This is a genomic window from Proteiniphilum acetatigenes DSM 18083, from assembly GCF_000380985.1.
In the GTDB taxonomy this organism is placed as follows: Bacteria; Bacteroidota; Bacteroidia; order Bacteroidales; family Dysgonomonadaceae; genus Proteiniphilum; species Proteiniphilum acetatigenes.
The window spans coordinates 1-19,730 of sequence record NZ_KB905716.1 but is presented as its reverse complement, the minus strand read 5'-3'; the positions used below and the strand labels follow the sequence as shown (position 1 = coordinate 19,730).

Genomic DNA, 19,730 nt, shown 5'->3' with positions numbered 1-19,730 from the left:
ACTTGTTTTCAAGCCAGTAATGATCCTTGCAGTTACATCTTTTACAGGTAATACCGATTTTGTCGCGCTCCTCCTTGAATTTTTGGCGGCAAGCGGCCTCGTCGGGAAACTCTTGAATAAATTGAATCAGATTCATAATCTATTGACATTTAGACTATAAATATACAGATTCTCTTTGATATGAGAAAACATATATCGTTAATTATCAACCGATTTTCCTGCAATTATCCTAATAAATGTTTAGGACTGGTTGCGGATAATCATATTTAACAAATAATGAGTTTCCAATTCGCATATCCGTCATCCAAACTGAAGCCTTACATTAAACAGTATTGGGGATTTGAAAACGTGTTGGAGAAAGGGCTGCAATATTCACAACGGATTATTCCGAGCGGATTACCCGAACTCATCTTTTATTTTGATAAACGTCCCGATGCCCAAAACAGAAATTTGGAGGAAAATGTGCTGCTTAACGTTCAGCAAAACGATTATTACGACCTGATTATTTCTGAAAATCTGTCTATTTTTTCAGTTACATTTCATCCCTATGGAATCCGTAAGTTTCTCAATATTCCGCTTCACGAACTGCAAAATAAAAGTGTTCCTTTAGCTTATGTGGATAAAAGATGGAGTAATCTCGTAGAGCAAAAACTGGAAGGATCAAAATATTTTCAAGGCAGGGTCGAAATTATAGAAGCGCATCTTTTAAGGCTGTTATACAGCAATCTCAATCAACGTGATTTTTTGAGAATGCGCTGCATTATTGATTTGATACGGAAAACAAACGGAAGTATAGATATTGATACGCTTGCGGACGATGCTTGCTTAAGTAGAAAGCAGTTCGAGCGGAAGTTCTCTGAATTTATCGGAATTTCACCGAAACAATACCTGAAAATTATCCGATTTCAATACGCTATTCACATCAAAAATAAAACAACCGGTAAAAACTTAACAGAATTAGCATACGATAGCGGATATTACGATCAATCACATTTCATCGGTGATTTTAAGATGTTTTCAGGATTAACTCCCAAACAACTGTTTGAGCAATGCAACTCCGTATCGGACTTTTTTGAATAATAAGGTCGAAATTATCTGTATTTTCTTCCCAAAATTATTATTACTCTCATCCTTCTCTTTGGTTTACCCCGGGTCAGTAACGTAACAAATTCTTACTATGCATGCTTTCACATCCTTATAAATAATGACTTTTTATCACTAAAATCCCAAATTTGAGGTATTGAAATCATTGTGCAAGGTCGGTAACTTTGTAAAGTGTAAAATTAAAATATGTAATTATGATTAAAAAGTATCTCCCACTGGCATTAAGCATGTTGTTATCGACTGCTTTATTTGCAAGTATCAATAAGACACCTGCTTCAATTGTAAGCAAAAACAATAGTAGCGGTGATGTTGGAAAGTTCACTGCTGAAGGTAAAACGTACAAAACAAAATTTGTACGCGTATTATTTGCAGCAGAAGGTTCCGAAAAAGAAGGCGGAAGCAACTCGATTGTTCCTCTCATTTATGACAGTAAAGATCCTCAAGGTAATGACGTAAAAGTTCGTCGTTTTCAAATTACCACCAAAAATACAGGATATGATGAAGTACAGACATCAAAAGAAGAGGACTACAAAATGAAATCCGTGAAGGAAGGTGCAAAATTGCACATTGAAATTCCTGTAGCAGCCGATGGTTCACTGCAATTAGACCGTGCTTATGTGGGAAATGCCGCATATAATTTCGGAACAAGAGAAACACGTCAAAATCTTAGTCCGGATAATTCGTCAGATATTAAAATAAACATTAAAAAGCTGGATTTACCCCAATTTTCCGAAAGCAATAAACCGGGGGACAAAGGACTGATCTACAATCAAGGGTTTATCGATTTTACTTTTAGTGCCAAGGTAAGACATATATCTTCGGATCAGATCAGCGACTTTACAGTTGAAGTAAAAGGCCCTATTTCAGTAACACATATTCGAGGAAAAGAACGGGAAAAAGCTGCTACTCAAATCAATCCTGAAATTGTAGCGAAAAACGTGAAATAACGTAGGGAGTTTCTTGGGAACATTATATTTGTAACCATATTTATTCCCCGTTACTTTCAGGGGTACTATCCGGTATTTGCAGGGGGCAATAGCCATGCCCCCCTGCGACATTGGTAATGATGCACCTTCACTTAGAGTATAAACATTCCGGTAAGTGATTTTGCATAGCCGATAACCTTTGGAAGCTATCAGAAAATCTGACAGCCAATTCAAAAAATGAAGAAGATTGAAATATTTGAGAACGAAAGGGCGACGGGCTATGATCAGTTTGTGGAAAAGTGGATTCCAAACTATCACTATTTTATGGACCACCTACCCAATCTATTGATCGAAACCAACCCGAAAGAATTGTTGGTTGTCGGTTGTGGAACTGGTAACGAGATCCTGCGTTTTGCCAGATCGCCGGTAGATTGGAAAATTACGGGAATAGATCCCTCTCCGGATATGATTGTCCATGCACGTGAAAAATTAAAGGACTACAATAATGTAGAACTGATTGAGGGTTTGATTACCGACCTATCTGCCGACAAAAAATACAATGCAGCCACACTTTTGCTTGTGCTGCATTTTATTGAAAACGAACGGTTGTCGGAATTATTACAGGAAGCCGGATTCGAGAAGCCACTTCGCTTCTTTCAATCTTCGATATATATGGGTTGGATAACCCAAAAAAGGGAGTGTTAATAGATGTCGATGGGTTACAAAATAATGGTAAACAACGAAATATCCGCAGAAAAATTGTAACACAGGACCTATTTTGCATATTATAAATTTATCAGCATATGGAAAAAGTAATCCCTTCAATAAATGACAATATCGCCGATACACTTTTCATTACCGTTTATATGCGTGCTTTGGATGACCGGTATAGCCGTGTTAAAAATGCATCCAAAGCAATCTTCTATGAATTGGATATTCCCGAATGCATCCAATTACGAAAACAACTCATACCAACACACCCGAACCAGTTCCTGATTTCCGGTTCTGCATTTGAACCCGGTTGGCTGGAGAAATTACGTGAAAAACATCCCGACGGGAATTTCATTTTTATAGCAGAGGGTGTATTCATGTATTTTTCTGAAAAAGAGATCAGCCGGCTTTTGTGCTCCATTGCTGATAATTTCCCCAACGCCCGTATTATTTTTGACGGGCTCTCCGAAACACTGAGCCGACATTCCGATAAGCATGATACTTTGCGGAATGCGAAAGCTGTTTTTGCATGGGGTTTTGACGATAACCACATTTTTGAAAAGTGGCATCCCGGGCTGAAGCTGGATAAGGTTTTTTATATCATGCATGGAATGCGCAAATACAGCTTTCCGGTACGCCTCATAAGTTATATCCCAATGTTCGGAAAGGGTTCCAAGATTATTTTATTGAGTGTACGCAACTTTAGAATTGCAGGATAGGCATAAGGACATTACCTTTGCAGCAGTATTAAAATACCGGACAGAACTTTCGCAAGTCCATTAAGTGAAATTTATGCCACTAAATTATACAACTTGCAAAAGCTGAATACTGAATAAAAGGAGATGGTGTGCAAAATCCGGCTATTATGCCTGTTCATGATGTTGCTACCGGCCGTTTTATCTGCCCAACAGATTAAAACAGCCTATGGACAAACGTATGCCATACTCGAAGACGATACCCACACCCTGCCTGATGCCAACATCTCGGTACTCGATGCAAAAGACTCCACACTGGTAAAGGGCGGAGTCAGTGGTGCAGACGGACGTTTCAATATCCGGTTCACTGCCGCAAAAGATAAGCGGTATCTGTTGAAAGTCTCCTACACCGGTATGGAACCTGCTTTCCATAGATTAGACAGCCAGGCAGATACCATCGATATAGGCCGTATCCTGTTGAAAGAAGGGGTGGAACTGGCCGAATTCATTATTACGGCACCGATGAGTGAGATCGTGCAGGTAGGCGATACCACTATAATCAACGCGGAAGCCTATAAAACCCCCGAAGGGTCCTATCTGGAGGAACTCGTGAAGCGTATCCCGGGACTGGAATACGATGTTACTAACAAATCCCTGCGATATAACGGAAAACCCATCTCCTCCATCAATGTGAACGGTGAGGAATTCTTCTCCGGCAACAACCGTATGGCACTGGAAAATCTACCCGTGGAACTCATCAGTAAAATAAAGGTATATGACAAACGGAGTGAGTTGGAAAAAGTGACCGGCGTCCGCTCAGGAGGGGAAAATTTCGTGTTGGATATACAGACCAAAGGCGAACTCGGCGGTGCTTTGATGGCATCGGCAAAAGCGGGGCGCGGGAACAACGGTAAGAAGGAACTGGAACTGGTGGGCAACTATTTCAGGCAGAGTGGAGAAAACCTGTCGCTTATCGCCAATTCGGGCAACCGGCAGATGACAACCCGCCATAAGGATAACATCCAAAATATAGTGGGGACAAATTTCACCGCGAAGCCGGCTGAAAAAATTTCGGTGAACGGGAATCTCTCTTATATGGGCAATCGCAACGGAAGCCAATCCACCGGATTTACCGAGCAATATCTCGCTTCGGGAAACCGGTATCAGCTATCCGGCGACGAAAGTACCAACAAACAACGCGCCATAAATTCCTATGCCGGTTTGATCTGGGAGATAGATGACAAGACCTTCTTTAATCTCTTCGGAAATTTTAATCTGATGCAGGGAGAGAATGCGAACAGCAACCGTCAGGTGATGTTCGATGCCGATCCGGGAGCCGACCTGTCAGATCCGTTCGCAGATATCGATAACCTTCCGGAAGACATGAAAATAAACGATATCCGTATGCGGTCACTTTCGTCCAACCGGATGAACAGCTATTCGGTCAGCGCTAACCTGACACGTAAGATCAACGAAAAAGGAAGCAGCGTCAGCCTCATCTTTATGCATTCCCGCAACAGGAGTGACAATGAAAGCTTCATGAACTCGTCTACCACCTATTACCGACTGCAGGACGGCATGGGGAACGACTCCATACTTCACCGTGTGCAATCCCACCTCAGCCCGTCCGCCGGCCGCGACCAAAGTATCGGGCTGATGTTTACACATCCTTTTACGGAGAAATTCAACCTACAGTTCTCTTACAATCTGGCACGCAATACCCAGGAGAGCGATCGTAACACCTACGACCTTTCCGCTTTTATCGACGGCGAAACGGACGATATACACCCCGGACACTTGCCTGCGGGTTACGAAACAGGTTATATCGACAGCCTGAGCAACCGTAGCGACAGCCGCACGCTGGCACATGAACTGGCCTTACGTATGCACTACTCCGATGACAGGTGGGACGTCAATGCCGGCCTTTCCGTCCGGCCCGAACAGCGCAGTATCGACCAGAAGACCGGTTTGCTGCAAGCCGATACCGCCACCCGCATTATCGGTTTTCAGCCTTCAATGATGGCGGTATGGAAGAAAGAGAAGTTCCAGATCCGGTTCAATTATCAGGGCAATACGCAGCAACCTGCATTAACCGATTTGCTATCGCTCACCGATAATAGCGACCCGCTCAACATCACCCGGGGTAATCCCGACCTGAAACCCGCGTACAACCAATCAATCCATTTAGATCTGAACGACAGCCGCCGTGATATTGGCGCATATCTCAACTGGAATAACACCATCAACAGTTTCACCCGCACGGTAATCTATAACCTACAGACCGGCGGTCGGGAAAGTTATCCCGTCAATATCAACGGCAACTGGGGCGGTAACGCCATGGTGAGATACCAGAAGCGTATCCGCAAATTCAGGATCGGTGCCCACACAGGGAGTTCGTACAACCGCAACGTAAACCTGGTCAATGAGGGTCAAAGTGAACAACCCGAACGCAGTATTACCCGAAGCACGGGGCTGAACAGCAATTTAAGACTGTCATTCCTGCCCCAGTGGGGAAGTTTCGATCTGATCGGCGACTGGCGGTTCCAACACTCCCACAATTCTTTACGTCAGACCGATAACTACACACGCAATTATTCTATCACATTTAATAATTTCGCTAACCTGCCCGGTAACCTGCAACTGAGGAGTGATGCCACCTATCTGTTTCGGAGCGGCACCAATATCAGTAGGGGTGATGACCAGTTTATCTGGAACGCCGGTGTAACGTGGCGGTTCATGAAAAAGAAACAAGGCGAATTGTCCGTTTACTGGTCGGATATCCTCAGCAAAAAGAAAGACTATAACCGCAATGTCACTGCCGACGGTTTCTATGAACGCCGTACCCAACAGATCGGGAGTTACTTCATCGTATCATTCAGATACAGTTTTAACCGCATGTTGCAGAAATAAGGAAGGCTGCAGTCCGTAACCCCTCACTCCCTATTTATGATATTTTCACTTGTACCCCCGCCGCCTCTATAGTCGCACAAATTGGCTTTTCTCCCTATTTATTAGTATTTCTATCCTGAAAAACCCTCATTTTTGGGTATTGTGCAGCGGTATTATAGCGGTTAATTTTGTAGTGATATTGAGATATTTTATTTAAAAATCAAAAAAATAATTCATGAAAAAAATGAACAAGATCACTACACTACATTTATTATGCTGACGGTAGTAGCCACAAGTTTGTGCTTCACCGTATGCGACAACGACGACCCGGTGAAATTCCAGGATGTGGAAGTAAAAAACACCGAGTTGAAAGCCATACTGGTAAAACAGGGATACACCTTTAACGAAGCCGGACAATTGGTACTCGATGACAAGGCACAAAATACAACGACGTTGGACCTCTCGGAAACAAAAATAAGCGATCTGTCGGGACTGGACGTTTTGCCCAACCTCACCGAAGTAGATCTTTCCGACAACAATTACGGCCCGGTGTTCGATTTTTCTTCGCTGCCCTGTCAGATCACCGCTGTTGACCTGACAGGGAATAAGATATTCGATTTCGAAGGGCTGGTAGATACCAAGGTAGAAAACGACGAAGTGAAGACTACCATCCTCCGTTCCCTCACCAAATTATACCTGCCGGAGTCTGCCAAATATAATGTGGAAGACCTTATGCCGTTCTATACGGAAAACAAGGCTAACGGGACGCAGGTCGATATGCAGATGCAGGACGCTGGCGGCAACCTGCAAACTTACACTACCTTGCGGGAGGTTCCCGACCCATATTTCCGCACTTACCTGAAAACCCTGTTCCCAAGTCTTTTTCCCGAACGACGGTACATGTCTCGTCCTGAAATAAGTTTACAGTGGAAGTAAACTAAAAACAGGACAATACCGCAAGATGGAAAAGCTTGATTAATAAGAGAGTAGCTGCCTGATTCGGAAGTCACCCCTGTGGAGGTCAACGAAGTCCATAAACAAAAGTATGAATTCAAATCGATCTAGTAAAACAATAAATATAACTAATTGAAAATAAGTAATATATGATAATTGCTCCGCTCTTGACCGGACATTTCTAATTTTCAATAAATTTTTATGTTGTCTTTCCTGCTACATTATGTTGCTATCTCTAATCCTTACTACAACGGGAAGATTCAAATTTGAATATAGATAATATTTAGAGAAAGATTCTATGAAAACTATCCCCATTATTCCACAAACGGAATAATGGGGATATATAATACTTATTATTTTAATTACTTCGTGATTTCAAGAATTATTATTTGTATATACTGAGGTGAGTGTAGTATAATACATAAGTATTTCCATTCATATGTTCATGATATGTCTCAAATTTCCCAGCGGGATAGACCCCCATATCAGCATATGGCATATAAATGTCATGAGACGAATTTCCACTAGCCGGTACTGGACCTCTTACTTTGAAAAATTCACTTCCATTCAGAGGATTACGTTCATATATTGTACTCCAGGTATGAGCAGAATAATTATACCATACTCCTAATATACCCTTTTTACGGAAACAAACATCAAATCTTGCTGCACTAGAGCCTCTTTTTCCTTTTTGTATATCAATCCATAGTTTAACTGACTTGCCAGAATTGTAAACTACTTGATTTTCTGCTACCTCAATATAATTAGAAGCCCGAGTTAAATCTGTGATTGTATTAGTTTCTTTATCATTATCATCTTTGTCAATGTCAGGTATACCCCATCCTAATTCTTTAATTTTTTCATAAGATTTGATATTTCTCATGTTTTTCAATTCGTTGTCAATAATTATTTCTCCTTTTTGATTTAGAAATTTAGCTAACACTTTGTCACTTACAGGTAGATATGCTGAATAGTCATCTTTATATTCGGGAAAATAAAGACAATCGTATTTTTCTTTAAATTCTTCGTATCCTCCTGGTCTTTCATAATAAAATTCTGCATTGTCAATAGCTTCAATATACACTTCATAAAGAGACTTGAAATCTGTAGTTTGAAGGTTTATTAATTGAGACAAAGAGTTTTCAACTTCTGTAGCTGAGCGAGTACTTGTAATTGATCGCTCCGTTTCTCTATATTTTGAAAGAATAGCATTAAGAGATTCATCATTCTCTAACGATAAAGTGTTATTAACTACTTTGGCTTCAACACCAAAAATATTTACTATATCGTTGTTATTTGAGATTTCTATCTCGTCCATATCTTTATTACTGCATGAAAAAGCAGTAAATGACATAATCACTATAAGTGATATAGTCTTCCAGTTTTTAATGTTTGTTTTCATTTCTAGATTTTCATTTAAAAAGTTAGTGATTTGTGAATTTTAAGAAGTAATTAAAACCTTGGTATTTGTTTTATATTCCGCATGTACATTCGATTAAAAGTTGAATATTTTATCATAAAATACGCAAAATAATATTTTCTTCATCTTGTCATTATTAAGATGGTTGATTTAGTAAAGATTTTTGATTTGATTGTTGTTAATCTTTTATTTAGTTTCATTTCCCTCAGAGTCATAATTAAAGCTTAAATCATATTTTGACAAATATACAAAGAAAATTATAATATAGAAATTTTAAAAAAATAAATGGTCAAACCATATAGATATGTTTAATGGTTCTTCAGTATTGAAAATGTTTCTCATTGAAAAAGGACTATTAGTAATTAAATTGGATTGTAGAATGAAGAATTTAGAGATAAGTTTCTTGTATTATCCTAGTAAGCAGACCAGTCATTTTGTGAAGTATTTGTTTAAAAAGTTTAAACTGTGAATATTTTTATAATATGCCCATTAGTTCAACTTCAAAAACCAGTGTTGTATAGGGTTTTATATCTCCTCCATTTCCGGCAGATCCATAACCTAAATTCCAGGGAATCCAAATTTCCCATTTGTCTCCCACCTGCATATGCTGCAGCGCTGTAGAAAATCCTTCTATGAGTCCTCCACCTGTAGCCCTGGGATTGATGGCGAATGTGCTGGGAATATTGTTCCTGTTATCCGTTGAATCAAATATTTTTTTGTTAATAATAGTTTGTCCTAAGTTATTCTCATAAGTATCGGGCAACGACCAATTGGTTTTAAACCATCCGGTATAGAGCACTCTTACCCTGTCGGTAAAATAAGGTGTCTCCCCGTCTCCCGACTTGAGTTCCTTATACATGATATAGCCACTCGTAGATGCAGAGTTGATCCGGGTGTATTCCGAATCAGCAGTAATATCCGCGAACTGTGCTTCATTCGCATTTTTCCATTGATCGTCGAACGTTTCCGTCTTGTCGCATGCGGCAAAGAGGATAATCGCGCAGAAGCTGAAAATTAGTGATAGTTGCTTTTTCATTGTGGTGGTTTTTTATACTGACAGTTGTTTCAACAAATATTTCATATCCGTTTTTTCGGCGATAGTATGTTGTAACGAGTCGATTGAGACTCTTTCCTGTTCCATTGTATCCCGGTAACGAATGGTCACCGTGTTGTCTTCGAGTGTCTGATGATCGATAGTGGCACAGAAAGGAGTACCGATAGCGTCCTGACGGCGGTAGCGCTTGCCGATGCTGTCTTTCTCGTCGTATTGACAAGCAAAACTGAATTTGAGATCATCCATGATCTCACGCGCTTTTTCGGCCAGACCATCCTTTTTTACCAGCGGAAGTATAGCCAGCTTGACCGGTGCAAGGGTAGGAGGGAGCTTCAACAGTACACGGATCTCACCGCCTTCCAGTGTCTCCTCGTGATAAGAACCGGCAAGGATTGAAAGGAACATCCTGTCTACTCCAATTGAGGTCTCCACTACATAAGGCACATAGGATTTTCCTTGTTCCGGATCGAAATACTGTATCTTTTTACCGGAATATTTTTCATGCTGGCTCAGGTCGAAATCGGTACGGGAGTGGATACCTTCCACTTCCTTAAAACCGAACGGCATCTCGAATTCAACATCAGTGGCGGCATTGGCATAGTGCGCCAGTTTGTCGTGGTCGTGGAACCTGTATTTTTCTGCGCCGAAGCCCAGTGCCTGGTGCCATTTCATGCGAAACTGCTTCCAGTTCTCAAACCATTGTAACTCTTCACCGGGAGCGACGAAGAACTGCATTTCCATCTGTTCGAATTCCCGCATACGGAAGATGAACTGACGCGCTACGATCTCATTACGGAACGCTTTTCCTATCTGGGCAATACCGAACGGGATTTTCATGCGTCCTGTTTTCTGTACGTTCAGGAAGTTCACGAAGATACCCTGTGCCGTTTCGGGACGAAGATAGACCTTCATGGCACCGTCGGCTGTCGATCCCATCTCGGTAGAGAACATCAGGTTGAACTGACGCACTTCCGTCCAGTTACGCGTGCCGCTTACGGGGCAGACGATCTCACAATCGAGAATGATCTGGCGAAGCTCATCCAGATTATTGTCGTTGAGTGCTTTGGCAAAACGGGCATGGATTTCGTCCCGTTTCTGCCGGTTTTCCAGCACACGGGGATTGGTCTCGCGGAACATCGCCTCATCAAACTGGTCGCCGAACCGTTTCGCCGCTTTCTGCACTTCTTTCTCAATCTTTTCGTCGTATTTCGCGAGATGGTCTTCAATCAGCACATCGGCACGATACCGTTTTTTACTGTCCCTGTTATCAATAAGCGGATCGTTAAAAGCATCCACATGTCCCGATGCTTTCCAGATGGTAGGGTGCATAAAGATGGCGGAGTCGATCCCCACTACATTTTCGTGCAACAGCACCATGCTGTCCCACCAGTATTTCTTGAGGTTATTCTTGAGCTCCACACCCATCTGCCCGTAATCATACACGGCGCTTAACCCGTCATAAATCTCACTCGACTGGAATACAAATCCGTATTCTTTACAATGCGATACCAGTTTCTTAAAAACGTCGTCCTGTGCCATAAACTTCATCTGCATGCTTTCGGTCCGTACGGTGACAGCCCTTGCCTGCCTTACATATTGTTATTTTTTCGATTTCATCAGATTATTTGAGTCGACTTCGCTCCTCGATTTTCAATTCTCGCAACGACACAATGCAAGTAAACTTGCCTTCTGTTCGTATTGCTTAACGAAATAGTTTTCTATTTCGACCTGCAAAGTAAGCTTTTTTTTTCTATATTTTAGCTATCATTCTTCTTAAAGATAAATAATGATGGGCTACAGAACAGATGCTTCAGGGAAAAATCGTATATTTGTACTCGCATTATACGATTACTGATGTGATGATGATTAGAAGTGAAGAAGTTAAGAAGAAGAGGACTCATTTTTTAGTTTTTCACTATTAGTTTTTTACAATCAATCTTCAAAAATTATCGAGAGAATATGGCAGGAGGAATGAGATCATTGGCGAAGGAGACGCTCTTCTATGGTATGGGAAGTGTCCTGCCCAAACTCCTTAGCTGGCTGTTATCTCTCTACTGGGCATTTGCGCTGCCAGAAATCTCGGATATCGGGGTACTCACCAATTTTTATGCCTGGGTAGCACTTTTGCAGGTGATTCTCACTTACGGTATGGAAACCGGATTTTTCCGTTATGCCAATAAAGAGAGTGATCCGGTGAGGGTCTTCTCTACCACCTTTATCAGTATTGCCTTCACAACATTGCTCTTCTTCCTGGCAGCCCTGTTGTTATTGGAACCTGCGGCTTTCGCATTAGGTGGGGTGGCGATGAAGCCACATTACCTGCTTATGCTGGTGATTATCCTCTGTTTCGACGTGCTGGGTGCTATTCCGTTTGCCAACCTCCGCTTCAAAAAACGGCCTATGCGGTTTGCAGTGATCAAGCTCATCAATGTGGTGATGACTATCCTCTTTAATCTCTTCTTTTTTCTGATGTGTCCCAAACTGCAGGTCATCTTTCCAGAGGCATTTTCCTGGTTCGATATTAGCCACGGGGTGGATTACGTATTGATTTCCAATCTTTCTGCTTCTGTTATTCAGTTCCTGATGGTGTCACCGGAACTAAAGATACAGTTTACATTCGATCGGGAGTTATTGGGTAAAATATTGCGCTATTCATTTCCTATACTCATTCTGGGTATAGCGGGCGTATTGAATCAGACGGTAGATAAAATCATCTTTCCCTGGGTCTATCCTGATTCTGATCCCGAGAAGGCCAATGCGCTCCGGGAACTGGGTATTTACGGACAGAACTTTAAAATAGCGGTGATTATGGTGATGTTTACCCAGGCATTCCGTTACGCCTTTGAACCCTTTATCTTTGCGAGGAACAGGGGAGCTTCTGATGATCGACAGTCGTTCAGCGATGCGACCAAATATTTTATCATCTTTGGATTGCTAATCTTTTTAGTGACTACCGGATATCTGGATATTGTCAAATATCTGTTCCCTGTGAAATACCATGTGGGTTTGAAGATAGTACCCATTGTACTGATGGGTGAACTCTTTTTCGGTGTCTATTTCAATCTGTCTCTGTGGTATAAACTCACTGATCAGACCCGATGGGGGGCCTATATGTCTATCTTTGGCTTTGCCATTACCATCGCTATCAATATTCTTTTTATTCCCCAATTTGGCTATATGGCTTGTGCATGGGCGTCGTTCATTGCCAACCTTGCCATGATGCTGGTCTCTTATTTCCTGGGACAAAAGAATTATCCTATTCCATATAATCTGAAGTCGACCGGATTCTTTTTCTTGCTGTCGATGATAATATTTACAGGGATTACGTTGACATACAGTAATGTGGCAGATTTATGGCTCCGGTTGGTGATCAATACATTGTTGATCTCGATTTATATCTTTGCCGTTGTGAAAAAGGAGTTGCCTTTGCGGGAATTGCCGGTGATTGGGAAGTTTTTTAGGTGAGAAGGTGGAAGAGTGGAAGAGTGGGAGAGTGGGAGAGTGGGAGAGTGGGAGAGTGGGAGAGTGGGAGAGTGAAAGGGGTAAGGGTAATTTGGTTAATTGACAATTGAAAGTTGAAAATGAAGAGCGAAATCTGCGAGTAAGTGAGAGCAAATTAAGTTTACTTGGGTTTGTGAGCGAGGGCAGATTTCGCGAAACGAAAATCAAAGAAGCTAAAAGTAAGAAATAAGAAGTTAGAAATGAGATTTTGGATTTGAATCTGAATTGAATTAACAATCGACGTAGTCAAAATCAGCGTAGCTAAATCTCGAATTTTGAAATTGAAAATAATTTATGAAGAAATTAGGTTTGTTGGTCGCGATATTTCTTGCGGCGTTGACGGTGAAAGCCGATGAGGGTATGTGGTTGCTCAAGGAGTTGAACAGCGAGAGTGTTGCCCGTATGAAAGAGTTGGGATTTACTTTTCCCGTGGATCAATTATATGATGAGGATAATCCGTCGTTGAAAGATGCGGTGGTGATCTTTGGCGGAGGATGTACCGGCGTGGCGGTCTCCGACCAGGGATTGATATTTACCAATCACCATTGCGGATACGGGGCTATCCAGAAGTTGAGCGCGGTGGAGCATGACTATCTGAAAGACGGGTTCGTAGCGGAAAATCAGGCAGAAGAACTGCCTGCCGATGGCTTGACTGTGTCGTTCCTGAAATCGATGACGGATGTGACAGACCGGATCATGGCCCATGTACCTTCTGTTCTTAGTGAGATACTACGCGAACGGGCGATCGACTCTCTTTCCACTGCACTGATAGACGAATATGAGACAGATCCATTTACCCATGCCCGCATTGTCCCTTTCTATTCACGCAACAAATACTACGTTGTGCTATATGATCAGTTTCGTGATGTACGCCTTGTTACGGCACCTCCTTCTTCAGTCGGGAAATTCGGTGGTGATACCGACAACTGGATGTGGCCGCGCCATACCGGCGATTTCTCGGTATTCCGTGTCTATGCAGACAAGGATAACCGTCCGGCCAACTACAGTAGCGAAAATGTACCTTATCAACCTAAATATGTAGTCCCTGTATCGCTCGACGGCGTGACCGATGGAGATTACGCAATGACAATAGGTTACCCCGGCAGTACACAGCGTTACATGTCGTCGTGGGGAATTCACCAGCGGATGGAGTCGGAGAACAAACCGCGCATCGAGGTGAGAGGCGCCAAACAGGATATCTGGTGGGATGCGATGACCAAAAATGATACCATCCGTATCAAATATGCCAATAAATATGCCGGCAGCTCCAATTACTGGAAGAACTCCATGGGAATGAACGAAGCGCTCACCAATCTGGAAGTGCTGCCCGAAAAGGAGAAGCTGGAAGCAAGATTGGCTGAATGGATCAAAGGCAGTCCTGTCCGCCAGGCCAGATACGGCAGTACACTTTCCACGCTGGAGAGTGCCTATACCGATTCCGGTGATCTGGCACTTTATACCACCTATTTTCTGGAAACATTCAATAACGGGATTGAACTGATACGTTTTGCCAATACCATTCTGCAATTCGATAGTGATGGTACTGAAGAGGATAAACAGGATTTCATCAACGACCGCTTTATCGAGTCGTATAAAAATTATGAACCGGCACTGGATAAGAAGGTACTCCCCACACTGATGAAACTCTATGCCGAACGTGTTCCCGAACAGTATCATCCTGATATCTACCAAAAGGTGAAGGACGAGTTCGGTGGGGATTATGAACAATATGCCGACTGGTTGTTTGCCAACTCCCGCTTCACATCGTTAGAGGAGTTGCTGGAACTGCTGAAGACGGCAGATACCCAGTCGCTCACCCAGGATCCGGCCATGGAACTGGCTTTGTCGACTGCTGATATGGGTTATGAATTGTCGGGACAAATGATGTCCTATTATGAGAAAATGCTCAGGGGTGAACGGGAATTTATGGCTGCCCTTATGGAAATGGATGCCGACAAGACTTTCTACCCCGATGCCAATTTTACCCAGCGTATGAGTTACGGGACAGTAGGGGGATACCAACCGCGCGATGCCGTCTGGTATGATTATTATACTACCTCGCAGGGGATATTGGAAAAACAGAAGCCGGGCGATCCCGAATTCAATGTGCAGGAATATATCCTGGATGCCATTGGTTCCGGCGATTTCGACCGCTATGGCGATCCGGAAGGAATAATGAGGGTTAATGTGTTGTCGAACAATGATATCACCGGAGGAAATTCCGGCAGTCCCGTGCTGAATGGGAACGCAGAACTGATCGGACTGGCATTCGACGGAAACTGGGAGTCGCTGAGTGGTGACATCCTCTTTGAGCCGGAAATGCAACGCGTGATCAGTGTGGATATCCGATACGTACTGTATATCATCGATAAGGTAATGGGAGCATCCCATGTGATTGATGAGTTGAAGGTGGTAAGGAAATGAAGAATGAAGAATGAAGAGTGAAGAGTGAGAAGTGAAGAAGTAAGCCCTGGGAAATATAGAAATTTATAAGTATAAGAAGGCCCCTTATTGGTATTGATTTACCGGTAAGGGGCTAAATTTATGGATGAGATGATTTATGAGGAAGAGCAACTCTTTGGTGCTATTCAATGATGATGCCCGCTGTGCAGGCTGAGATAATACATCAGACCCAAGCCTGCCAGGATCACAACCAGATGTAACAACAGATTCCGTTTTGCGGTTTCTTTCAGGATTTCGGGTAACAGACTGCCAGCCGCAAGATAAATAAATCCTCCGGCTGCAACCGGTAATATGTAAGTAGATAAATGTCCTATGCGATGTCCCAGCCATAGTGTGAGAGCAGTCCCCAGAATGGCTGCACAGGCTATTCCAAAATTAAATAATAATGCTTTTCTTTTAGAAAATCCTGCACGGATCAAAATTCCGATATCACTCACTTCCTGAGGGATCTCATGCATAATAATGGCTAACGTTGTTGCCAGCCCCAATTCCGGCATCACCATCCATGCCGCACCGATCAGAATACCATCAGTGAAATTGTGAATTCCATCGGCATAGAGACTCAGATATCCATAGGGTTTTATTCCCGATGCATGGCTGTCGGTATGTGTATGGATCTTTGTGTTGGTATGTACATGCAATACCTGATCGATGATGAAGAAGAGTAAAAATCCCGCTAAAATGAGCCACGAGGTGAGATGGGCCGACGGGAGGTGAAAATAAGATTCAGGGACAAGATGGAAAAAGGCATTTCCCAGTAAAGCTCCTATGGAAAAGCAGATCAGTAACGGTAATATCTGTTTTAATACTTTGGTTTTAATGAAAAAAAGGAACGCCCCTACAAAAGAAAGTATACTCACGACCAGTGTGCTCAATAATGCATACATCACGATATTATTATCTGTCATTTCTTCGTTTTAAATTTTACTCTTCATTATTAATTCTTCACTCTTCATTTTTCACTAATTACCTTACGACCTTTACCAGTTCCGCATCTTTTAACAGATACATCAGGTGTTCCGGATCGTCCCTGTTGATGCTGAATATGCCTTTGACTTGTATATACCGGTCCGTGCGGACACGTTTTAAATCGTGGTGCCCCTCTTTTACAGATATTTCCATCACGGATTCAATTCCTCCCACACCGCAGAAAAAACACATGTAGGAAGGTGTTTCGGAGAGTGCGAAAATAGTTCCTTCCACGTCTACCGGCACATAAAATCCCTGTATGATAACAGTTTTGTTATCGAGGAATTCTATCTGTCTTCCGAATTCAGGCATCTGGTAATATCCCGAAAGGGAGGACATGTATTTCTGCGACCACGTTACATCTTTAAGCATGTCCCAGGAAACGGTCTGCGGTTGCGGCTGTTGTGCATTTACAGGGAGGTAGATTGCGCACAGGAGAAAAAATAGAAAAATAGTTTTTGTCTTCATATGTTTTTTAACACTAAGGTTGTATGGAACATTTGTCTGTTCGTTTCATTCGCTAAGAGTTTTGGAGATATCTGTACGCATTGCTTTTATGGCAGGAATCAGTGCCGATAGCAATCCGATTATCAGTGAAACAAATAAAAAATAAAAATCGTTGATATTAAACCAGTGCTGCAAACTATAATGATAGTTGGTTTCAGTATAATATGAAACCAACAGCATACCCAACCGGCTCAGTGCCAATCCCAGTAGATAACCTATGAGTGCAATGCTGATCCCTTCCATAACCACAAGAGAGAATAGTTTATTACGGCTTCCTCCCATCGAACGGATCAGGGCTAGTTCATACTTGCGCTCCTTCAATGAATTGAGCAGTGAAATAAAAATGCTGAAAGCAGATATTATAATGATAAAGCCTGCAATAAGACGTATGGTATGCACTCCGACTCCCATCAACGAATATAACCGGTTTATCTCCAGTGCCGGCGATGCTGCCTGCATATTAGTGGAAGAGTTAACCAGCCGCGGCAGGGTGATCGCTCCCATCGGATTGGTATATTTAATCAGCAATAGGGTGATCTCTTTGTCATCGGCGCTATCGGGAGCGTGCTCATGATCTTGCTCATGTGCATCCGCATCTGCATCTGCATGCCCATGTTCGTGTTCGTCCGCATGAGTCTGGTCATGAGGATGACCGTGAGGTTCTTCCGCTTCTGTAACATGTGCGTTTTCGGACTCTATGTGTTCGTCATCGTGGTGCTCATGATGGTGTTCATGGATTTTCCATACACTTGCGATATTTGTCAGGATCAACTGATCGAGCACCGTCCCTGTTTCTTCGAAGATACCTGTTACAATATATTCGTGCTCATCGTGTGCATGTCCTGCTTCTTCTATAAAACCGTGCACACCGGTAAAGCTGTCACCGATTTTTAATCCGGCCTTTTCTGCGACTTTAAACCCTATCGTTGATTCAAAATCGGTTTTCCATAACATTCCCTCCTTCAACTGCCCATGATAAAGATCCGGGTACGTCTGGTCGGTGCCAACTATCCGGAATCCGCGGTAACTATCGCCCAGCGCTAAAGGAATCGCCTGCCTGATCAACGAATTCTTTGTCAGTTCCAGGGCCTCCTTGTACTGTATATTTCCGGTAGGATGGTCGATATGGTAAATTCCCGCTAAAATAAGTTGTAAGGGACTCCCTTTCGCTCCCACTACAAGGTCGATGCCGGCCACGTTATTATTCAGTTGGTTTTCTATTTTCTCTGTTGTGAGAAACAGGAAGGAGATAATGGCGACACCTGTGGCAAATAAAAAAATATTCAATATGGAGGACAAGGGCTTTGCCTTGATTTGTTTCCGGTTCAGTGAAAATATATTCATGATGTAATATCCATAAATTAAAGTGAGACTGTTCTTTCTCGTGGAAAAGTCGTTCCTGAAGAATTTTACAAAAAGATCCTGTTAGGAAAATGATCCAGCAACCGTTTATCGTGGGTGGCGATCACAAGGCTTGCCTGCAGGTCCTCAGCTTGCCGTTTGAGCAGATCCAACGCTTCCTCACAATTTTTATCGTCGAGGCTCGATGTCGGTTCATCGGCCAGGATAAGGGCGGGCTTATTGATCACTGCCCGTGCAATCGACAAGCGTTGTAATTCTCCCTGGCTCATTTGTGACGGCTTGCTCTTTGCTTTGTCCTCCAGATTTAAAGAACGAAGCAGGTGGTTTATATCTTCATTTTCTGTTGTCAGATTATTGAGATACCGTGCTATCTGTAAGTTTTCAAACGCCGTCAGCCATTGTATAAAGTGCGGTTTCTGATAAATGATCCCGATATTTTTTCCCCGGAACCGATCGGCTTCCTCGTTTTTTAACCGGATCGTATCGGTTCCCTGAACGGTAATTTCCCCTGAATTGGGTCTTAATAATCCGGCGATAAGGTGCAGAAAGGTTGTTTTTCCACAGCCCGACGGCCCCATGATGATGCAGTGATTCCCCGGGGCGCAATCGATATCGGGAAATGTGAATGCGACCAACCTATTATAGGAGAAAATCAAATTCCTTGTTATAAGTGCTTTATTATTCATTTTTATACAAAGTTTTTCTGAAACGGGCATGAGAATTGTTCTCACGCATGAACTTTTCCGTTAAGCTAAATGAGCAGAGTCAAACTCGTTGAACCATGCCATAGCCAGAATTGAAAATCAATAAGCTAATGTAATCAAAATAACTTTCCCAGCACAAAAGTAGAAAAATATTTTGTAAATGCACAAATATTTTAATTGCAACATCGTTGCGTTTGAAATATTTATTAATGATTATCCGCAGTTCTTCCTAAAGAATTTAGCGGGAAAAAGTTATAAATAAGTTTCAAAAAATGTTTGCACAATTCATTGATATTCATTATATTTACATCAATAACAATAAAATAATTCGAGCTATGAATATCCTGGATTTTGCCATAAATTACCCCGATGAGGAGTCCTGTCGGAAAAAATTCAAAGAACTAAGAGACCAAATGGGTATAACTTGTCGTCATTGTAATTGTAAAGAACATTACTGGCTTCAAAACAAAC

At 42.3% G+C, this 19,730-nt stretch carries 15 protein-coding genes and 2 pseudogenes; 9 read left to right on the top strand and 8 right to left on the bottom strand.

All coding sequences use genetic code 11. The annotated features are described in order from the left end of the window. Nucleotides 1–136 (bottom strand): annotated as a pseudogene (locus F597_RS22500) (IS1595 family transposase); the annotation flags it as partial. Between the two features lie 140 nt (nucleotides 137–276). Here F597_RS22500 and F597_RS0119425 point away from each other — a divergent pair. The 6 genes from F597_RS0119425 to F597_RS21320 all read left to right on the top strand — a co-directional run bounded on the left by F597_RS0119425 (nucleotide 277) and on the right by F597_RS21320 (nucleotide 7,261). Next, the gene (locus F597_RS0119425; protein WP_019541418.1) at nucleotides 277–1,080 is read left to right on the top strand and encodes an AraC family transcriptional regulator; all 804 of its coding nucleotides are present in this window, start codon (nucleotides 277–279) and stop codon (nucleotides 1,078–1,080) included. A 218-nt stretch (nucleotides 1,081–1,298) separates the two neighbouring features. Continuing rightward, on the top strand, nucleotides 1,299–2,051 hold the full coding sequence (locus F597_RS0119420; protein ID WP_157279249.1) for a hypothetical protein: 753 nt from the start codon (nucleotides 1,299–1,301) through the stop codon (nucleotides 2,049–2,051). Between the two features lie 216 nt (nucleotides 2,052–2,267). Next, nucleotides 2,268–2,735: a class I SAM-dependent methyltransferase gene (locus F597_RS0119415; protein ID WP_019541416.1), complete on the top strand. Its 468-nt coding sequence runs from the start codon at nucleotides 2,268–2,270 to the stop codon at nucleotides 2,733–2,735. Nucleotides 2,736–2,833: 98 nt separating this feature from the next. Further along, nucleotides 2,834–3,460, top strand: coding sequence for a class I SAM-dependent methyltransferase (locus tag F597_RS21325; RefSeq protein WP_019541415.1), 627 nt, complete (start codon nucleotides 2,834–2,836; stop codon nucleotides 3,458–3,460). Between the two features lie 123 nt (nucleotides 3,461–3,583). Next, complete coding sequence (locus F597_RS0119405; RefSeq protein WP_044060502.1) at nucleotides 3,584–6,346, top strand: outer membrane beta-barrel protein; 2,763 nt, start codon at nucleotides 3,584–3,586, stop codon at nucleotides 6,344–6,346. Nucleotides 6,347–6,598: 252 nt separating this feature from the next. Further along, nucleotides 6,599–7,261: a leucine-rich repeat domain-containing protein gene (locus F597_RS21320; protein WP_019541413.1), complete on the top strand. Its 663-nt coding sequence runs from the start codon at nucleotides 6,599–6,601 to the stop codon at nucleotides 7,259–7,261. A gap of 403 nt (nucleotides 7,262–7,664) precedes the next feature. Here the strand turns inward: F597_RS21320 and F597_RS0119395 are convergent, their stop codons facing one another. The 3 genes from F597_RS0119395 to F597_RS0119380 all read right to left on the bottom strand — a co-directional run bounded on the left by F597_RS0119395 (nucleotide 7,665) and on the right by F597_RS0119380 (nucleotide 11,292). Next, on the bottom strand, nucleotides 7,665–8,681 hold the full coding sequence (locus F597_RS0119395; protein WP_019541412.1) for a DUF4848 domain-containing protein: 1,017 nt from the start codon (nucleotides 8,679–8,681) through the stop codon (nucleotides 7,665–7,667). Nucleotides 8,682–9,174: 493 nt separating this feature from the next. Continuing rightward, the gene (gene bamJ, locus F597_RS21835; protein ID WP_019541410.1) at nucleotides 9,175–9,735 is read right to left on the bottom strand and encodes a BamJ family beta-barrel-assembly machinery protein; all 561 of its coding nucleotides are present in this window, start codon (nucleotides 9,733–9,735) and stop codon (nucleotides 9,175–9,177) included. Between the two features lie 12 nt (nucleotides 9,736–9,747). Then, nucleotides 9,748–11,292: a glycine--tRNA ligase gene (locus F597_RS0119380; protein WP_026327679.1), complete on the bottom strand. Its 1,545-nt coding sequence runs from the start codon at nucleotides 11,290–11,292 to the stop codon at nucleotides 9,748–9,750. Between the two features lie 420 nt (nucleotides 11,293–11,712). Here F597_RS0119380 and F597_RS0119375 point away from each other — a divergent pair, with 420 nt between their 5' ends. Both F597_RS0119375 and F597_RS0119365 read left to right on the top strand, forming a co-directional pair. Continuing rightward, nucleotides 11,713–13,218: an oligosaccharide flippase family protein gene (locus F597_RS0119375; RefSeq protein ID WP_019541408.1), complete on the top strand. Its 1,506-nt coding sequence runs from the start codon at nucleotides 11,713–11,715 to the stop codon at nucleotides 13,216–13,218. Nucleotides 13,219–13,548: 330 nt separating this feature from the next. Beyond that, nucleotides 13,549–15,678, top strand: a complete 2,130-nt coding sequence (locus F597_RS0119365; RefSeq protein ID WP_019541406.1) for a S46 family peptidase — start codon at nucleotides 13,549–13,551, stop codon at nucleotides 15,676–15,678. 164 nt (nucleotides 15,679–15,842) lie between these two features. Here the strand turns inward: F597_RS0119365 and F597_RS0119360 are convergent, their stop codons facing one another. From F597_RS0119360 to F597_RS0119345, 4 genes are all read right to left on the bottom strand, one after another. Next, on the bottom strand, nucleotides 15,843–16,625 hold the full coding sequence (locus F597_RS0119360; protein ID WP_019541405.1) for a ZIP family metal transporter: 783 nt from the start codon (nucleotides 16,623–16,625) through the stop codon (nucleotides 15,843–15,845). Nucleotides 16,626–16,683: 58 nt separating this feature from the next. Continuing rightward, on the bottom strand, nucleotides 16,684–17,154 hold the full coding sequence (locus F597_RS0119355; protein ID WP_019541404.1) for a hypothetical protein: 471 nt from the start codon (nucleotides 17,152–17,154) through the stop codon (nucleotides 16,684–16,686). A gap of 45 nt (nucleotides 17,155–17,199) precedes the next feature. After that, nucleotides 17,200–18,537 (bottom strand): ABC transporter permease, encoded by a 1,338-nt coding sequence (locus F597_RS0119350; protein WP_019541403.1) that lies wholly within the window; start codon nucleotides 18,535–18,537, stop codon nucleotides 17,200–17,202. Nucleotides 18,538–18,602: 65 nt separating this feature from the next. Next, entirely contained in the window at nucleotides 18,603–19,241 is a 639-nt protein-coding gene (locus tag F597_RS0119345; RefSeq protein WP_019541402.1) for an ABC transporter ATP-binding protein, read from the bottom strand. A gap of 353 nt (nucleotides 19,242–19,594) precedes the next feature. On the opposite strand from F597_RS0119345, the pseudogene F597_RS21310 reads away from it, so the two are divergent. Continuing rightward, nucleotides 19,595–19,730, top strand: a pseudogene (locus F597_RS21310) (IS1595 family transposase); the annotation flags it as partial.

Coding starts and splice junctions, on each gene's coding strand:
- F597_RS21320 (WP_019541413.1), top strand. CDS start 6,599: ATGCTGACGGTAGTAGCCACAAGTTTGTGCTTCACCGTATGCGACAAC.
- F597_RS21325 (WP_019541415.1), top strand. CDS start 2,834: ATGGAAAAAGTAATCCCTTCAATAAATGACAATATCGCCGATACACTT.
- F597_RS0119420 (WP_157279249.1), top strand. CDS start 1,299: ATGATTAAAAAGTATCTCCCACTGGCATTAAGCATGTTGTTATCGACT.
- F597_RS0119365 (WP_019541406.1), top strand. CDS start 13,549: ATGAAGAAATTAGGTTTGTTGGTCGCGATATTTCTTGCGGCGTTGACG.
- F597_RS0119360 (WP_019541405.1), bottom strand. CDS start 16,625: ATGACAGATAATAATATCGTGATGTATGCATTATTGAGCACACTGGTC.
- F597_RS0119375 (WP_019541408.1), top strand. CDS start 11,713: ATGGCAGGAGGAATGAGATCATTGGCGAAGGAGACGCTCTTCTATGGT.
- F597_RS0119380 (WP_026327679.1), bottom strand. CDS start 11,292: ATGGCACAGGACGACGTTTTTAAGAAACTGGTATCGCATTGTAAAGAA.
- bamJ (WP_019541410.1), bottom strand. CDS start 9,735: ATGAAAAAGCAACTATCACTAATTTTCAGCTTCTGCGCGATTATCCTC.
- F597_RS0119415 (WP_019541416.1), top strand. CDS start 2,268: ATGAAGAAGATTGAAATATTTGAGAACGAAAGGGCGACGGGCTATGAT.
- F597_RS0119355 (WP_019541404.1), bottom strand. CDS start 17,154: ATGAAGACAAAAACTATTTTTCTATTTTTTCTCCTGTGCGCAATCTAC.
- F597_RS0119350 (WP_019541403.1), bottom strand. CDS start 18,537: ATGAATATATTTTCACTGAACCGGAAACAAATCAAGGCAAAGCCCTTG.
- F597_RS0119345 (WP_019541402.1), bottom strand. CDS start 19,241: ATGAATAATAAAGCACTTATAACAAGGAATTTGATTTTCTCCTATAAT.
- F597_RS0119425 (WP_019541418.1), top strand. CDS start 277: ATGAGTTTCCAATTCGCATATCCGTCATCCAAACTGAAGCCTTACATT.
- F597_RS0119405 (WP_044060502.1), top strand. CDS start 3,584: ATGGTGTGCAAAATCCGGCTATTATGCCTGTTCATGATGTTGCTACCG.
- F597_RS0119395 (WP_019541412.1), bottom strand. CDS start 8,681: ATGAAAACAAACATTAAAAACTGGAAGACTATATCACTTATAGTGATT.